Source organism: Streptomyces angustmyceticus (genome assembly GCF_040701845.1).
GTDB classification, from domain to species: domain Bacteria; phylum Actinomycetota; class Actinomycetes; order Streptomycetales; family Streptomycetaceae; genus Streptomyces; species Streptomyces angustmyceticus_A.
Genome location: NZ_JBFBHQ010000008.1, coordinates 201,816 through 216,108 on the forward strand (window position 1 = coordinate 201,816; position 14,293 = coordinate 216,108).

Consider the following 14,293-nt stretch of genomic DNA (forward strand, 5'->3'; position numbering starts at 1 on the left):
GAACGTACCGGTCGTTACTTGGACGTCCGAGTTTCCTCGCGGGCGGCGCTGCCACGTCCGATTATCGCCCCCGGGTATCGGCCACCGGAACCGAGGGCCCGTTCCGGGTCCGATGGTCGCATCCCGCGGGCGGCGGACCCGGGGGATGCGCGACGCGGACAGCGCCGGGCCCGTGACGGGCCCGGCGCTGTCCGTGTGCGGGTGTGCGCTGCGGGCCTCAGCCCGCTACGCGTGCGGCGAGGGCGTCGCCGATCTCGTCCGTGCTGCGCGCCGAGCCCTCCCGGGCCTCCAGGTCGGCGGCCACGGCCTCCTCGATCCGGGCGGCCTGCGGCGCGTAGCCGAGGTGACGGAGGAGCAGGGCCACGGAGAGGATCGTCGCCGTGGGGTCGGCCTTGCCGGTGCCGGCGATGTCCGGTGCGGAGCCGTGCACCGGCTCGAACATCGAGGGGAACTCACCGGTCGGGTTGATGTTCCCGGAGGCGGCGAGGCCGATGCCGCCGGTGACGGCCGCGGCGAGGTCGGTGAGGATGTCGCCGAAGAGGTTGTCGGTGACGATCACGTCGAACCGCTCGGGCTGGGTGACGAAGAAGATCGTCGCGGCGTCGACGTGCAGGTAGTCGGTGGTGACCTCGGGGTACTCCTGGCCGACCTTGTCGAAGATGTTCTTCCACATGTGGCCCGCGTACACCAGGACGTTGTTCTTGTGCACCAGCGTCAGCTTCTTGCGCGGGCGGGCGTTGGCCCGCTCGTAGGCGTCGCGGACCACGCGCTCGACGCCGTAGGCGGTGTTGAGGCTGACCTCGGTGGCGACCTCGGCGGGGGTGCCGGTGCGCAGGCTGCCGCCGTTGCCGGTGTACGGGCCCTCGGTGCCCTCGCGGACCACCACGAAGTCGATGTCGGGGCGGCCGGCGAGCGGCGTGGCGGTGTTCGGGAAGAGCTTCGACGGGCGCAGGTTCACGAAGTGGTCGAAGGCGAAGCGGAGCTTGAGCAGCAGACCGCGCTCCAGCACCCCGGAGGGCACGGACGGGTCGCCGATCGCGCCGAGCAGGATCGCGTCGTGCTGCTTGAGCGACTCCAACTCCTCGTCGGGCAGGGTCTCACCGGTCGCATGCCATCGCCGGGCGCCGAGGTCGTACTCCTGGGTTTCCAGCTTGACGTCCTGCGGGAGGACCGCGGTCAGGACCTTCAGGCCCTGGGCCACGACCTCCTGGCCGATACCGTCACCGGGGATCACTGCGAGGCGAATGCTGCGAGACATGCTGCGGACCCTACTCTCCGTCCCATGGATTGACACGTAACGTCCGCCATACGGACAGGTGGGGAGCCGGTCAGCCGCCGTTCACCCGCTGTCCCCGTCGCGGTCGGTTCGCCCTGCCACCTTCGGCGCCATGACTGGAAACACCCGGGGGACCCACCCGCCCTCGCACACCCCGCGCGTCGGCATTCCGGAGCAGCTGGCGGCCCGGATGAGCATGCCCGAGCAGCACGACTACCTCCGTACGAAGCTGAGCCGCCGCGGTCTGCTGCGCACCTCGGCCGCGACCGCCGGAGTCGTCGCGGGCTCCGGTCTGCTGGCCGGTTCGGCCCAGGCCTCCCCCACCCTGCCGGCCTCCCCCGCCGCCGTCGGCGTCGACGGTGCGCTGGTCGCCCCGTTCGGCCGCCACCTGGCCTTCGGCGCCGACCCCAGGAGCCAGATGCGGGTGAGCTGGCAGGTGCCGTTCACGGTCGGGCGGCCGTATCTGCGGGTGGGGACCGAGCCGTGGGACCTGGGGCGCAGGATCGAGGCCGAGGTGCGCGATCTGCACACCCCCGCGCTGTCCGCCGCGCTGCCCGCCGTGCAGCAGTACTACCTGCACGCCGCGCTGGACGGGCTGCGCCCGGGAACGACGTACTACTACGGTGTGGGCCACGACGGCTTCGACCCCGCCGACCCGCGCCACTTCTCCACCATCGGCACCTTCCGCACCGCCCCGGCCCGGCCCGAGAGGTTCGTCTTCACCGCCTTCGGCGACCAGGGCGTGAGCTACCACGCCCTCGCCAACGACCAGTTGATCCTGGGTCAGAACCCGTCCTTCCACCTGCACGCCGGCGACATCTGCTACGCGGACACCGACGGCGACGGCTCCGAGCACGACGCCTACGACGCCCGGGTGTGGGACCAGTTCCTCGCGCAGACCGAGTCGGTGGCCAAGTCCGTGCCGTGGATGGTGACCACCGGCAACCACGACATGGAGGCCTGGTACTCCCCCCACGGCTACGGCGGCCAGCAGGCCCGCTGGACGCTGCCCGGCAACGGCCCGGACGCCGAGAACGCCCCCGGCGTCTACTCCTTCACCTACGGCAACACCGCGGTCGTCGCCCTGGACGCCAACGACGTGTCGTACGAGATCCCCGCCAACCAGGGCTACACCGGCGGCAAGCAGACCCGCTGGCTGGATCGCAGGCTGGCCGAACTGCGGGCCAGCGACGGCATCGACTTCATCGTGGTGTTCTTCCACCACTGCGCCTTCTCCACCACCAACTCGCACGCCTCCGACGGCGGGGTGCGCGACGCCTGGCTGCCGCTGTTCGACAAGCACCAGGTGGACCTGGTCATCAACGGCCACAACCACATCTACGAGCGGACCGACGCCCTCAAGGGCGGCCGCGTCACCAAGAAGATGCCGATCGGGGAGAGCGTCGACACCGCCCGCGAGGGTCTGGTGTACGTGACCGCGGGCGGCGCGGGCCGGGCCCTGTACGACTTCCCCGTGCCGGACAGCTACGAGGGCCACGTCAAGGACGTCGACCACGTCGACACCTACCACTGGGCCAAGGGCCAGGTGAAGAACAAGGACACCGTGGAGTGGTCCCGGGTCCGCTACACCGGCTTCTCCTTCATCGCCGTGGAGGTCTCGCCGGGCCACCGCCCGCGGATGAAGGTCACCGCCCTCGCCGAGTCCGGCGAGCGCATCGACCACTTCGAGGTGACCCGCCCGCCCGCGCGGTGAGCAGCGGCCACCTCTAGGGGCGCCCGCATCCGGGCGCCCCTAGAGGCTCGGACCGCTCAGGAGAGGAAGAGCCACCGGGCCACGGACAGCCGGATGCGCCAGCAGCACCGGCAGGGCATCGACGCCGACCGCGTCAGCACCGACCCGCCTCGCGCGCGCATCGGCTCAGTGCCCGGTGGAGCCGCCGTTGTCACGGCGGTCGAGGGCGCGCTGGAGGGCGGCCGCGGCATTCCTGCGGTCGGCGTCGCTGGTCGTACGGGCGGAGTGACGGGTCCTGCGGACGGCAGTCTCGGCCATGATTCACGTCTCCTATGCCAGTGCCCCGAGAAGAAATGGGATGCGTCGATCCAGAAGCGGCCGGAAAACGCGGGGGCCTCGGCACGGCAGGGGTCACCTGCGCTTGCGCACCGGGCCACATCCGCAATCGCTCGATGGAGCGTTACGTTCGGCTCCTACAACGCTAGGACAGCTCGGCCGTGATGTCTGCACAATTACTTGGGCTTCCTACTATCTGAGACGGCGGGCGGGTGCCCGCACTGGTGATCCGGGAACATTCGCTGGTCACAGCCATGGGGGGGCGCTCCCTGGCGCGGCGGAGCCAGGGAACTCCCCGAGGGCCTGCACGCCAAGATCATCGAAGCGTCCGTCGCACCGAAGGGTCCGTCGAGGGGTCGCCCACCGGACGCTCTCCGGTCCGCCGCGCTCCGCCCGACCCCATGCCGACGGCCCGGCGCCCCCGGGGAGAGGGGAGCCGGGCCGTCGGCGTTGCGCGGGCGTCAGCCCATGTGCGGGTAGCGGTAGTCCGTCGGCGGGACCAGGGTCTCCTTGATGGAGCGGGTGGAGGTCCAGCGCATCAGGTTCTGCTTGGCGCCGGCCTTGTCGTTGGTGCCGGACGCGCGGCCGCCGCCGAAGGGCTGCTGGCCGACGACGGCACCGGTCGGCTTGTCGTTGATGTAGAAGTTGCCGGCCGCGAAGCGCAGCAGCTCGCAGGTGCGGGCGGCCTCGGCGCGGTCCTGGGCGATGACGCAACCGGTCAGGCCGTACGCCGAGGCGGACTCCATCTGGGTGAGCATCGCGTCGTAGTCGGCGTCGTCGTAGACGTAGACGCCGAGGATCGGGCCGAAGTACTCGTCCTTGAAGATCTCGTTCTCCGGGTCGGTGGAGACCAGGACCGTCGGGCGGACGAAGTAGCCCTCGCTGTCGTCGTAGGTGCCGCCGGCCACGACCTCGATGGTCGGGTCGGCCTTGGCGCGGTCGATCGCCGCCTTGTTCTTGGCGAAGGAGCGCTCGTCGATGACGGCGGACATGAAGTTCGACAGGTCCGAGACGTCGCCCATGGACAGGGCGTCGACCTCGGCCGCGAACTCCTCCTTGAGGCCGTTGTTCCACAGCGAGGCCGGGACGTAGGCGCGGGAGGCGGCGGAGCACTTCTGGCCCTGGAACTCGAAGGCGCCACGGGTCATGGCGGTCTTCAGCACGGCGCGGTCGGCCGAGGGGTGGGCGACGATGAAGTCCTTGCCGCCGGTCTCGCCGACGAGCCGCGGGTAGGTCTTGTAGTTCTCGATGTTGTTGCCGACCGTCTTCCACAGGTACTGGAAGGTCTTGGTCGAACCGGTGAAGTGGATGCCCGCGAGGTCCGGGTGGGTCAGCGCCACCTCGGAGACGTCCTTGCCGTCGCCGGTGACGAGGTTGATGACGCCCTTGGGCAGCCCGGCCTCCTCCAGCAGCTGCATCAGCAGCACGGCGGCGTAGGTCTGCGTCGGGGACGGCTTCCAGACCACCACGTTGCCCATGAGGGCGGGCGCGGTCGGGAGGTTGCCGGCGATCGCGGTGAAGTTGAAGGGCGTGATCGCGTAGACGAAGCCTTCGAGGGGGCGGTGGTCCGAGCGGTTCCAGACACCGGGGGAGTTCGCCGGGGGCTGCTCGGCGAGGATCTGGCGCGCGAAGTGCACATTGAAGCGCCAGAAGTCGATGAGCTCACAGGGGGTGTCGATCTCGGCCTGCTGGGCGGTCTTGGACTGGCCGAGCATGGTGGCGGCGGCCATCGTCTCGCGCCAGGGGCCGGAGAGCAGGTCGGCGGCCTTGAGGATGATCGCGGCGCGGTCGTCGAAGGACAGCGCGCGCCAGGCCGGGGCGGCGGCCAGCGCGGCGTCGACCGCGTCCTGGCCGTCCTTGACGGTGGCGTTGGCGTACGTACCGAGCCGGGAGGCGTGGTGGTGCGGCTGGACGACGTCGAAACGCTCGCCGCCGCCCATCCGACGCTCGCCGCCGATGGTCATCGGCAGCTCGATCGGGTTGTCGGCCAGCTCCTTGAGCTTGGCCTCCAGACGGGAACGCTCCGGGCTGCCGGGGGCGTAGGTGTGGACCGGCTCGTTCACCGGCACGGGGACCTGGGTCACAGCGTCCATAGCGGCCGTGTCTCCTTCGATTTCGCTCGTCGGTTTTCGTACGTCGGTGGTGCGGCCGCGGCCGCTTCGGGTGGGCTGCCGCGGGCGGTGCCGTCCGGGACGCGCCCCGGGCTTCCAGCATCCACCCGCGCCCGCCCCCGCGGGGCGGTCAGCCGCGGGTCGCCAGCGACCTCAGGAAGAACCCGAGGTTCGCGGGGCGCTCGGCGAGCCTGCGCATGAAGTACCCGTACCAGTCGGTGCCATAGGGGATGTACACCCGCATACGGTGCCCGTTGGCGACCAGCCGCTGCTGTTCCGCCTCGCGGATGCCGTACAGCATCTGGAATTCGTAGTCGGCCGGCTTGCGTCCGTTGCGGTGTGCCAGCTCCTGGCCGATGGCCACCATCCTCGGGTCGTGCGACCCGATCATGGGGTAGCCCTCTCCGGCCATCAGGATCTTCAGGCAGCGCACATACGCCTTGTCGACCTCCCGCTTGTCCTGGAAGGCGACGGTCGCGGGCTCCTTGTACGCGCCCTTGACCAGCCGCACCCGGGAGCCTTCCCCGGCGAGCGCGCGGCAGTCGTCCTCGGTGCGGAAGAGGTAGGACTGCAGCACCGCGCCGGTCTGGGGAAAGCGTTCCCGCAGGTCGGCGAGGATGGCGAGGGTGGAGTCGACCGTGGTGTGGTCCTCCATGTCGAGGGTCACGGTCGTCCCGGCCTCGGCGGCGGCCTCGACGACGGGAGTGACGTTCTTCAGCGCCAGCTCGTGGCCGCCGGGCAGGGCCTGCCCGAAAGCGGACAGCTTGACCGACATCTCGGCCTTGACGCCGAGTCCGTGCTCCTTGAGGGCCGCGGCCAGCTGCAGGTAGGCGTCGCGGTTGCGCAGCGCCTCGGCCGGGTCGGTGATGTCCTCGCCCAAGTGGTCGAGGGTGACCTCCAGGCCACGGGCGGCCAGGGACCGCACGGCCGCCATGGACTCGTCCAGTCGCTCGCCGGCGACGAACCGGTCCACCACGGGGCGGGTGACCGGCGCGGCCGCGACGATGCGGCGGATGCTGTCGCTGCGCGCTGCGGCGAGGAGCACGGGACCCAGCATGGGCACCTCCACGATTCAGGGTGACAAGTACCGGCGGACGCCGGACGGGACGAACGCGTCGGCAAGATTGAGCCACCTGAAATTTAAGGATCGCGCCACTTCCCGGCCATCGACAGCTGTCACGCCTTCGTGGTCGGGATCTCAGACAGATGTATGAGAATGGAGGGGTGCGGGCCGGGTCAGCGGTGACAGCGGGGTGAAAGGTGCCCCAGGGGCCGGAGGTGCCGGCACCGCGGTGCCGGCGGGGCCGGTGGGGTGACGACAGGAGAGGAGCCGGGCGGCCGATGCGGGGCGATTACCAGCAGCTCGTGGACGAGATCTCGGCGGCGCTCGGCGCCCCGGCGACGCTGGAGGACCGCGATTTCGGACTGATTGCGTTCGGCGCGCACGAGGGCGACGACGACGAGGTCATGGACCCCGTGCGGACCCGCTCGATCCTCCAGCGCCGTTCGTCGGCGGCGGTACGGGCCTGGTTCGAGGCGTTCGGGATCGCCCGTGCCACCACGGCGCTGCGCATTCCGCCGGACCCGGCGGCCGGTGTCTTCAAGGGGCGGATCTGCCTGCCCGTACGCCATCGGGGCATCGCCCACGGCTATGTCTGGCTGCTGGACGACGGGCATCTGACCGATCTCGAACTGGGCGGCCGCGGCGCGCCGCCCGACCCGCGGATCGCCCAGGCGATGGAGACCGCGGCCCGGATCGGGGCGCTGCTGGCCGACGAGGCCCGCGCCGGGTCCGAACTCGGCGACCTGCTGCGGGAGTTGCTGGCCGCGCAGCCCACCGGGCGGCAGGCCGCCGCGGTCGCGCTGCGCGAGGCGCTGCAGGACAGTCTGCGCTTCACCCCGGGCGTCCCGCTCGCCTTGGTCGCGGTGCTGCCCTGGGACACCTCGGACACCGATGTGGCCCCCCTGCCCAGCCTGCCGGGCCTGCTGGCGGCGTGCACCCTGCCGGTGGGCGGTCCCGCGGCGCCGGCCGAGGGCGCGGACGAGGCGGATGCCGCCGCGCCGTCCGGCAAGGGGCCCGCCGGCCGCACCGCGCCAGGCGCCCGGCCGCCGTCCGCGGCCGCCGCGCCCGTCCTGGCCGCGCTGGTGCGGCTGCGTTCGGCCGGCGCGCTCGCTCCGGCCCATACCGTGGCCGAGCATCTGCTGCGCTCCCCGCGCGCGGGCGGCGTCCCGGCCGAGGGGCGGGCGGGGCGCGGCAGGGAGCGCAACGGCGGACCCGCCGGACACCCCGTGCCGCCCCGGCCGGGCGCCGCCGGAATCGGCCCCGCCGCCATCGAGTTGACCGACCTCCCGGCCACCTGGCGCGAGGCGCTGGACGCGGCCCGCGCGGCCCGCGCCGAGCCCCGCCTCGGCCCGGTCACCCAGTGGGACGCCCTCGGCCCGTACCGCATGCTGACCGCGCTGCCGGACACCGCACCCGACCCGGCCATCGCCCCGCTGCTGGCCCCCGCACACGCCGAACTCGCGCGCACCGCCGAGGTGTTCCTCGACTGCGCGGGCCAGGCGAGCCGCACCGCGCAGGCCCTGGGCATCCACCGCCAGACGCTCTACTACCGCCTGGGCCGGGTGGAGAAGCTCACCGGCCTCGACCTGGACGACGGCGAGCACCGGCTGCTGCTGCACATGGCCCTCAAGGCGGCACGGTTGTGAGCCGCACCGGGGCCGCGGGGGTGCCCGGCACCCCGCACCGCGCCGCCCCGGCCGTGGTCACCCCGCCGGCCCGCCACCGGCGGGCGGCTGCGCGTCAGCCGCATTCCCCCGCCTCAGCCGCACTGCCAGGTGAACATGGCGCGGTCGAAGCGGCGTTCGGCCAGGTCCTCGGGGCGTATGAGCCAGTAGAGGACGCCGCAGTCGCCCCACATCATGTCGGCGTCGTCGTCGCTGTCGAACTGGGCGAGCAGCACCCAGCCGAGTGCCTCCTTTCCGATACGGGGGTCGTCCCACGGCGGAGAGCCCAGGGCACCGCGGGCGACCTCGGTCTCCACGTCGCCCTGCACGGGGTGCGCATGACCGCCGATGCGGTGCTCCGTGCCCCCGGAGTGGTCCCACAGGGCTTCCTCGAAGGCGTCGCCGCACACCGGGTGGTCCTCGGGCATCGGCGCGAACTCGTGACGGACCACCGGGTGCCGCCCGTAGGGCGCCGTCGTCTCCACGCGCGACGTCAGCGGCACCCCGGGATACGGCCGGATGCCCTCCGGGGCCGCCCGTTCCGCGACGGGGACGCCCGCGGGAACGTACAGCACCCGTGCCCCCGCCCAGCTGTCGGGCTCGTCGGGGGCGACCACCGCCCAGCCGTCGTCCACCTGCCCGTCGAAGTGGAAGAAGGCCAGGGTTCCCTCCGTCGGCAGGGCGATGTCGAGGGCGGCGGAGGGGAGCGCGGCGCAGTCGAGCGCCGCCACGAAGGAGAGCGGGCCCTGCCCTTCCCATACGGGCCACTCCTCGGCCTCCGGCAGCTCCGGCAGACCTCCGAGCCGCCCGGCGACCGGATCGGTGTCCGTGGCCTTCTCCAGGCGCAGGCCCTGCCGCAGCAGGCCGATCCACCGTTCGGCGGTCTCGGGCGGAAGGTGCTCATATGCGAGTGCGTGCAGGACGTCGGCGGTGCTCTGATGCATGGCACGCATGATGCACCCACCCACTGACAACGGGCCGTTCACCAGCGGCGGTTCAGGGGGTGAGCGGTTCCGGGAGCCGAACGGTTCAGGGGACCGGGCGGAGGCGGGGCCGAGCGGAGGCGGGGCCGGGCGGAGGCGGGCGGAGGCGGAGGCGGGCCTCGCCGCCCGGGTCACTTCTTTCCCAGCACCTCGCCCGCGGTGACCCGGCGCAGTGCGGCCGCCAGGTCCCGCCCGGAGGGCATGGCGTCCGGCGTGAGCAGGGACTGGACCATCAGGCCGGTGAGCAGGGCCTGGTAGAAGGAGCCCACGACCCGCGCCGCCTCCGGGTCGACCTCGGTGTCCGGCACCCCTTCGAAGACCGCGACGAGCCCCTCGCCGCCCTCCGGGAGCACCTCGCCGATCGCCTCGCGCAGTGCCGCGTCGCGCGGCAGCAGCCCCAGCACCTCCACCTGCGCGGCGATGAACTCCCGTTCCGTGGCGATCCGTTCCAGGACCGCGTCCCAGACCGCGGCGAACCGCTCCAGCGGCTCCGTGTCCCCCGCCTCCGCCCCGCCGCTGCCGGCCGGCACCTGGGCCACACCGGCGCCCCACTCCTCGGTGGACGCGATGATCGCCTGGCGCATCAGGGCGTCCTTGGAGCCGTAGTGGTATCCGATGGAGGCGAGGTTGGCACCGGATGCGGCCACGATGTCGCGGGCGGTGGTGCGCGCATACCCCTTCTCCAGGAGGCAGCGCTTGGCGCCCTCCAGAAGGTCTTCACGGTGTCCCATGGAGGCAGCCTATCTCTGCGCATACGCTCGTACCAGACGTCCGTATTAAACGCCCGTACACCCTCCGCCCGACGGCCCCCACCGGCCTCCGCACGCCCTCCCCGCACGCCCTACCCGGACGGCGGCATCCCGCCGGTCCCGGATGTCCCGCCGGGGCGCGGGGTCCCCCCGGTACCCGGATCCGCCGCCCCGCCCCCGGGCTCCCCGCCGGGGCCGGGCTCCCCGCCGGAGTCCGGCGCCTCGCCGCGCCCCTCCCCCGGCCCCGGCGTCCCCGGAAGGCCGTACGCACTCGGCCGCGCCATCCCGTAGTGGCGGTAGAGCTCCTCCTCCTCGGAAGGGTCGAGGTGCCCGTCGGCGTCGATCCGCGGCGCGGTCCTGACGGCCTCCTTGTCGTGCGGAACATGCAGCCGGTCGCCGCTCCTGCGGGCCCCGGCCAGCGGGATGAACGTCTCCTTCATGCCGAAGAGCCCGGTGCGCACCGTGATCCACTCGGGGTCGTTGGTGGCGTCGTCCCGGTAGACCTGCTGGACCTTGCCCATCTTCGCGCCGTCCGCATCGACCACATGCAGACCGGTCAGGCTCCGGGGGGCGTCTCCCAGGGGTGCATTCATGGCGCTCTCCTTCCGCACACCGACGCGGGCCGCACACTTCCCATTGCGCGACGCCGTCCCTTCCGCAGCGACTCGAAAGGACCGGCGGGCGGGCGCCCCGGCCGGCGCACGACGGCGCCGGCGGGCCCCGCGACCGCACCGCCCCGAGCCCGTCATTACGCCATTCGAGTGAACGGCGTCCCCGTCGGCCCTGCCGGAACCGCGGTCGCGGATCGCGCCGGCATCCGTACGATGCGGGCACGCAAACGGGCCCGAGCACTCCGCCGAAGCGGGGCCCGGGCCCGTTGAGCTGCGCAGACCGGCGGGTCAGTCGCCGAGGTTCACCGCGCGCACGGAGGTCGCGCCGATCTCCTCGGCGATCTCGGTGAGCACGTTCGGGGGAATCGTGTCGTCGACGGTCAGCGCGACCAGCGCCTCGCCGCCGACATCGGCCCGGGAGACCTGCATCCCGCCGATGTTGATGCCCGCCTCGCCCAGGATCCGGCCGACGGTGCCGACGACACCGGGGCGGTCGCTGTAGCGCATGAAGGCCATGTGGTCCGCGAGCGACAGGTCGATGGAGTGCTCGCCGACCGCGACGATCTTCTGGGTGTTCTTGTGGCCCGACAGCGTGCCGGAGATCGACACCTCGTCACCGCCCGCGAGGGTGCCGCGCACGGTCACCACATTACGGTGCTCGGGCGACTCGCTGCTGGTCGTCAGCCGCACCTCCACCCCGCGCTCCTGCGCGAAGAGCGGGGCGTTGACGTAGGACACCGTCTCGTCCACGACGTCCTCGAACACGCCCTTGAGTGCGGAGAGTTCGAGCACCTTGACGTCGTGCTGGGTGATCTCGCCGTACACCTCGACGTCGAGGCGCATGGCGACCTCGCCCGCGAGCGCGGTGAAGATCCGGCCGAGACGCTCGGCCAGCGGCAGCCCCGGCTTGACGTCCTCGGCGATCACGCCGCCCTGGACGTTGACCGCGTCCGGCACCAGCTCGCCGGCCAGCGCGAGCCGCACCGACTTGGCGACCGAGATGCCGGCCTTCTCCTGCGCCTCACCCGTCGACGCACCGAGGTGCGGGGTGGCGACGACCTGGTCGAACTCGAAGAGCGGCGAGTCGGTGCAGGGCTCGGTCGCGTAGACGTCGAGTCCCGCGCCGGCGACCCGGCCCTCCTTGAGCGCGCTGGCCAGCGCCGCCTCGTCGACGATCCCGCCGCGCGCGGCGTTGACGATCCGGACCGACGGCTTGACCTTGTGCAGCGCCTCGTTGCCGATGAGACCGACGGTCTCGGGCGTCTTGGGGAGGTGCACGGTGATGAAGTCCGACACCTGCAGCAGCTCGTCGAGGGTCAGCAGCTTGACGCCCATCTGCGCGGCCCGGGCCGGCTGGACGTAGGGGTCGTAGGCGACGACCTTCATGCCGAAGGCCGACATCCGCTGCGCGACCAGGACGCCGATCCGGCCGAGGCCGACCACGCCGAGGGTCTTCTCGCTGAGCTCGACGCCGGTGTACTTGCTGCGCTTCCACTCGCCGTTCTTCAGGGCGGTGTTGGCCTGCGGGATGTTGCGGGCCGTGGCGACCAGCAGGCCGCAGGCGAGCTCGGCGGCGGTGACGATGTTGGAGGTCGGGGCGTTGACGACCATCACGCCGGCCTTGGTGGCGGCGGAGACGTCGACGTTGTCCAGGCCGACGCCGGCGCGGGCGACGACCCTCAGCTTCTTGGCGGCGGCGATGGCCTCGGCGTCGACCTTCGTCGCGCTGCGCACGAGGACGGCGTCGACGTCGGCGATCGCGGGGAGCAGCTCGGCGCGGTCCGCGCCGTTGCAGTGCCGGATCTCGAAGTCCGGCCCGAGGGCGTCGACGGTGGCGGGCGACAGCTCTTCGGCGATGAGTACGACGGGTTTCGAGCTCACGTGGTCTTCAGTCCTCACTAGTCCTTCGCGGACGGCCGTCCCGACGGCCGAAGGCGGTGAAGGGGGAAAGCCGCGTGGAAGACGCACGACGCTGTGAGCCTGACGCGCTTGTGCTTGGCAGTGTAGTGGCGGTGGGGGGCGCGTCCTGTGCCGATGCGGAAGGATCACCCGTGCGTGGTTCTACGCGGTGGACAAGGCGCCGCGGCGGTCTCGGCCGGGCGCATGGACGAGGGGGCCGCGAGCTGTTCCGCGGCCCCCTGTCCATTCGGCTTACGCCTCGTCGTCCACCCAGCTCATCAGCTTGCGCAGCTGCTTGCCGGTGGTCTCCAGGAGGTGGTCCTCGTCGGCCTTCTTGTACTCGTTGTACTTCGGCAGGCCGGCGTTGTACTCCGCCATCCAGTTGTTGGCGAAGGTGCCGTCCTGGATCTCGGCGAGCACCTTCTTCATCTCGGCCTTGGTGTTCTCGTTGATGATCCGCGGGCCGGTGATGTAGTCGCCCCACTCGGCGGTCTCGGAGACCGACCAGCGCATCTTCTCCAGGCCGCCCTCGTACATCAGGTCCACGATCAGCTTCAGCTCGTGGAGGCACTCGAAGTACGCGATCTCGGGCTGGTAGCCCGCCTCGACCAGGGTCTCGAAGCCGGCCTTGACCAGCGCCGACGCGCCGCCGCACAGAACGGCCTGCTCGCCGAACAGGTCGGTCTCGGTCTCCTCGGTGAAGGTGGTCTTGATGACGCCGGCGCGGGTGCCGCCGATGCCCTTGGCGTAGGAGAGCGCGAGGGCGAAGGCGTTGCCGCTCGCGTCCTGCTCGACGCCCGCGATGCACGGGACGCCGCGGCCTTCCTCGTACTGGCGGCGGACCAGGTGGCCCGGGCCCTTGGGGGCGACGAGGGCGACGTCCACGCCGGCCGGGGGCTTGATGAAGCCGTAGCGGATGTTCAGGCCGTGGCCGAAGAACAGCGCGTCGCCGTCCTTCAGGTGGTCCTTGATGGACTCCTCGTAGACCTTGGCCTGGATCGGGTCCGGCACCAGGATCATGATGACGTCGGCCTCGGCGGCCGCCTCCGCGGGGGTGACCACGCGCAGGCCCTGCTCCTCGGCCTTGGCCTTGGACTTGGAACCCTCGTGCAGACCGACCCGCACATCGACACCCGAGTCGCGCAGGGACAGCGCGTGGGCGTGGCCCTGGCTGCCGTAGCCGATGACCGCGACCTTGCGGTTCTGGATGATGGACAGGTCGGCATCGTCGTCGTAGAACAGCTCGGCCACTTCGGGTATCTCCTTGGATCTAGCGGGGTGCCCACACAGTACGTCGGGCGGGAGGGAAAAGGGCGGCGGGTCTCGCCATGCGGTCCGGCGGACCGCGGGGTCAGGCCGAACGGTCCAGGGCGCGCAGCGAGCGGTCCGTGATGGACCGGGCGCCACGTCCTATGGCGATGGTGCCGGACTGCACCAGCTCCTTGATCCCGAACGGCTCCAGCATCTTGAGCATCGCCTCCAGCTTTTCGCTGGATCCGGTGGCCTCGATGGTGACGGCCTCGGGCGAGACGTCCACGGTCTTGGCGCGGAAGAGCTGGACGATCTCGACGATCTGCGAGCGGGTCTCGTTGTCGGCGCGGACCTTGACCAGGACCAGTTCGCGCTGGATCGCGGCGCCCGGCTCCAGCTCGACGATCTTCAGGACGTTGACGAGCTTGTTGAGCTGCTTGGTGACCTGCTCCAGCGGCAGCGACTCGACGCTGACCACGATGGTGATGCGGGAGATGTCGGGGTGCTCGGTGACCCCCACCGCGAGCGAGTCGATGTTGAAGCCGCGGCGGGAGAACAGCGCGGCGATCCGGGCGAGGATGCCGGGCGTGTTCTCCACCAGGACGGAGAGCGTGTGCTTGGACATGGTCTTCTCTCTTCTTCCGTGCGTCCCTGTCG

12 protein-coding genes are annotated in these 14,293 nt (G+C 71.6%); 2 read left to right on the top strand and 10 right to left on the bottom strand.

From position 1 onward, the window contains the following. Positions 1-217: 217 nt before the first annotated feature. On the bottom strand, positions 218-1,258 hold the full coding sequence (locus AB0411_RS20330; protein WP_366418660.1) for a 3-isopropylmalate dehydrogenase: 1,041 nt from the start codon (positions 1,256-1,258) through the stop codon (positions 218-220). A 130-nt stretch (positions 1,259-1,388) separates the two neighbouring features. Between AB0411_RS20330 and AB0411_RS20335 the strand changes: the two genes are divergently transcribed. After that, positions 1,389-2,990: a fibronectin type III domain-containing protein gene (locus tag AB0411_RS20335; protein WP_366418661.1), complete on the top strand. Its 1,602-nt coding sequence runs from the start codon at positions 1,389-1,391 to the stop codon at positions 2,988-2,990. Between the two features lie 165 nt (positions 2,991-3,155). On the opposite strand, the gene AB0411_RS20340 is transcribed toward AB0411_RS20335, so the two are convergent. The 3 genes from AB0411_RS20340 to AB0411_RS20350 form a co-directional block, all read right to left on the bottom strand. Continuing rightward, on the bottom strand, positions 3,156-3,287 hold the full coding sequence (locus AB0411_RS20340) for a hypothetical protein (RefSeq protein ID WP_088800221.1): 132 nt from the start codon (positions 3,285-3,287) through the stop codon (positions 3,156-3,158). A 479-nt stretch (positions 3,288-3,766) separates the two neighbouring features. Next, complete coding sequence (pruA, locus tag AB0411_RS20345; protein WP_366418662.1) at positions 3,767-5,398, bottom strand: L-glutamate gamma-semialdehyde dehydrogenase; 1,632 nt, start codon at positions 5,396-5,398, stop codon at positions 3,767-3,769. Positions 5,399-5,546: 148 nt separating this feature from the next. Beyond that, a complete protein-coding gene (locus tag AB0411_RS20350) occupies positions 5,547-6,473 on the bottom strand; it encodes a proline dehydrogenase family protein (RefSeq protein WP_366418663.1) in 927 nt (308 codons plus the stop codon). Between the two features lie 284 nt (positions 6,474-6,757). On the opposite strand from AB0411_RS20350, the gene AB0411_RS20355 reads away from it, so the two are divergent. Then, a complete protein-coding gene (locus AB0411_RS20355) occupies positions 6,758-8,125 on the top strand; it encodes a helix-turn-helix domain-containing protein (protein WP_366418664.1) in 1,368 nt (455 codons plus the stop codon). A gap of 113 nt (positions 8,126-8,238) precedes the next feature. Here the strand turns inward: AB0411_RS20355 and AB0411_RS20360 are convergent, their stop codons facing one another. The 6 genes from AB0411_RS20360 to ilvN form a co-directional block, all read right to left on the bottom strand. Beyond that, the gene (locus tag AB0411_RS20360; protein WP_366418665.1) at positions 8,239-9,087 is read right to left on the bottom strand and encodes a YwqG family protein; all 849 of its coding nucleotides are present in this window, start codon (positions 9,085-9,087) and stop codon (positions 8,239-8,241) included. Positions 9,088-9,257: 170 nt separating this feature from the next. Further along, positions 9,258-9,857 (bottom strand): TetR/AcrR family transcriptional regulator, encoded by a 600-nt coding sequence (locus AB0411_RS20365; protein ID WP_366418666.1) that lies wholly within the window; start codon positions 9,855-9,857, stop codon positions 9,258-9,260. Positions 9,858-9,967: 110 nt separating this feature from the next. Further along, positions 9,968-10,468, bottom strand: a complete 501-nt coding sequence (locus tag AB0411_RS20370; RefSeq protein ID WP_366418667.1) for a PRC-barrel domain-containing protein — start codon at positions 10,466-10,468, stop codon at positions 9,968-9,970. A 306-nt stretch (positions 10,469-10,774) separates the two neighbouring features. Continuing rightward, positions 10,775-12,367 carry a phosphoglycerate dehydrogenase gene (serA, locus tag AB0411_RS20375; RefSeq protein WP_366418668.1) on the bottom strand — a complete coding sequence of 531 codons (1,593 nt, stop codon included), beginning with the start codon at positions 12,365-12,367 and terminating at the stop codon, positions 10,775-10,777. A gap of 270 nt (positions 12,368-12,637) precedes the next feature. Next, complete coding sequence (gene ilvC / locus AB0411_RS20380) at positions 12,638-13,636, bottom strand: ketol-acid reductoisomerase (protein ID WP_088800215.1); 999 nt, start codon at positions 13,634-13,636, stop codon at positions 12,638-12,640. A 100-nt stretch (positions 13,637-13,736) separates the two neighbouring features. Next, positions 13,737-14,261, bottom strand: coding sequence for an acetolactate synthase small subunit (gene ilvN, locus AB0411_RS20385; protein WP_030816355.1), 525 nt, complete (start codon positions 14,259-14,261; stop codon positions 13,737-13,739). Between the last annotated feature and the right edge of the window lie 32 nt (positions 14,262-14,293).